Origin of the sequence: Streptomyces sp. TRM70350, assembly GCF_019219825.1 — a bacterium.
Lineage (GTDB): Bacteria > Actinomycetota > Actinomycetes > Streptomycetales > Streptomycetaceae > Streptomyces.
This window is the reverse complement of the sequence record NZ_JAHUXH010000141.1, coordinates 1-303: the sequence shown is the minus strand read 5'-3', so window position 1 is coordinate 303 and position 303 is coordinate 1. Positions and strand designations below refer to the sequence as shown.

The following is a 303-nucleotide window of genomic DNA, read 5'->3' as shown; positions in this document are numbered from 1 at the left end:
TGGAACTCCTCCAGGGCCCGCGCGGCGCGCTGCAGGGCCTCCTTGCGGGTGCGGCCGGAGACGATCAGCTTGGCCAGCAGCGAGTCCCAGGCGGGGCCGATCACCGAGCCGGACTCCACACCCGCGTCCAGGCGGACACCGGGGCCGGACGGCGGGGCGAACGTGGTGACCGTGCCGGGGGCCGGGAGGAAGTTGCGGCCAGGGTCCTCGCCGTTGATCCGGAACTCGAACGAATGGCCGCGCAGCGGCGGGTCGTCGTAGCCGAGCTCCTCGCCGTCGGCGATGCGGAACATCTCGCGGACG

The 303-nt window shown here is 73.6% G+C and carries 1 pseudogene; it reads right to left on the bottom strand.

From position 1 onward, the window contains the following. A pseudogene (locus tag KWI83_RS37945) lies at positions 1 to 303 on the bottom strand (acetyl-/propionyl-CoA carboxylase subunit alpha); the annotation flags it as partial.